A 1,478-nucleotide genomic window follows, 5' to 3' on the forward strand; every position below is an offset into this window, starting at 1 on the left:
GAGGTAGCTGCCGATGAGTGGACGACCCGGTCCGATCTTTTTGTGACCACTCCCGCACGCACATTGCGCGATCTAACCTACAGCGGGCGGTTCGACCTCGCCGAACTCGGCCGCGTCGCCCACGCCTTTCTGCGCACCCACCTAGCGAACGAGACCGAGTTGGCTCGAGGTCTGGAAGTAACCGCCAGGACATCGCCCTACAGCGGTGAAACCGCGGGTTCGTTGGAGTCGATTCTGCGTGCGGCGGACGAGGACAGCGTAGACTTCCCCGCCCACCCGCAGCGCTAGTCAAGCCCATGGCCGACACAGACAGCCATAATCCCGACTCCCACATCGGGCCGGAGTTCCGTGAGGCGTTCCCCTCATGGTCGGAGTTCCGTTCCTACGTCACCGATCGGGCTCGCGCAGCGGAGTTCAATGCCGACCGCGCACTTCACCAGATCTTGACCGGGGACTTCGCAGCGCGCCTCATGAACCGAACCCCGCACGACTGGATCATCTTCGGTTCGCTGGCGCTTCCTTCCCGGCCCGCCACAGACTTCTCGTGGCCTGCCGACTTTCTTCCCGCTCAGCCGAACGAAATCCATCCCGCGTATGTGATGGCCCGATCCGCGTTCGATCTGGACCTGTGCGCTCTCGACATCACGGAATCCTACGGCGTTCATGTCAAGCAGGCTGTGGATGCGGTCACGGTGAACGCGGGCGACACCGCCCGAGCTGAGCGTGGGCTGGGCCTTGGAGGACTGGTCCGCTACAGCGCCGATGTCAGGGTCTACGACAGCGGGAAAATCATGGGAGTGATCGTCGCCCAGCCGATCGACCCGAGATACGGGCCCGGCCAGGCACGTCCCGTCGACGACCCAATCGGACTTGAGATCGACATCAAGCCGCCCGACCGGGTTCCTCTGTTCGGCCCGGCCCACCACGCCGAACGGTCCATCGTTGGCATCGCCGTGCCCGGCCTGGCGCCCGTTACCCCCATGATGTACCCCACGGCCAGCCAGCTCGCAGACAAGATCTCCATGCTGAGCGGGCCAGCCCCCGGTTCGTCCCGCCAGGTCGCACCTGGCCCTCGCCACCGCTACAAGGACCTCTTCGACATCCACTACATGATCCGTACCTGTTCCGTGGAGGCCCGTCACATGCGGGAGGCGCTTGAGGTCAACAACCAGGTCCGCTTCGGCCGCGATGGCCTGCCCCATCCCTACCACGTCTACGGAGCCGGCCGCAGACCCGGTGAACTCGACGTTCCCTGGCGGTCGGCGGTGAACACGTTCAAGGCCGACCAGCCACAGCTCGCGCGCTACCCCGACTTCGACGCGATGGAACGCGCCGCGGCAGGCTTCGTGGCAGAGCTGACCACAGCGTCTCCGACCAGCACCTGGGCACCAGGACGCGGCTGGTCCCCTCCCCGCTCGGATCTCCACGCGCTGGCATTCCCCCGGCCACCATCTCTCAGACCCGGTCCACGGACCCCG

Annotated in this window: 2 protein-coding genes; both read left to right on the plus strand. The window is 65.7% G+C overall.

Annotated elements, in window-relative coordinates; genetic code table 11:
- The coding region (locus tag KBI5_RS24710) for a hypothetical protein (protein WP_206745283.1) at positions 1–288 on the plus strand (288 nt) is incomplete at its 5' end.
- Positions 289–296: 8 nt separating this feature from the next.
- Positions 297–1,478 (plus strand): nucleotidyl transferase AbiEii/AbiGii toxin family protein (locus tag KBI5_RS24715; protein ID WP_198537982.1); only part of this gene is annotated, 1,182 nt, incomplete at its 3' end.

It is taken from the genome of Frankia sp. KB5, assembly GCF_002099325.1.
In the GTDB taxonomy this organism is placed as follows: Bacteria; Actinomycetota; Actinomycetes; order Frankiales; family Frankiaceae; genus Frankia; species Frankia casuarinae.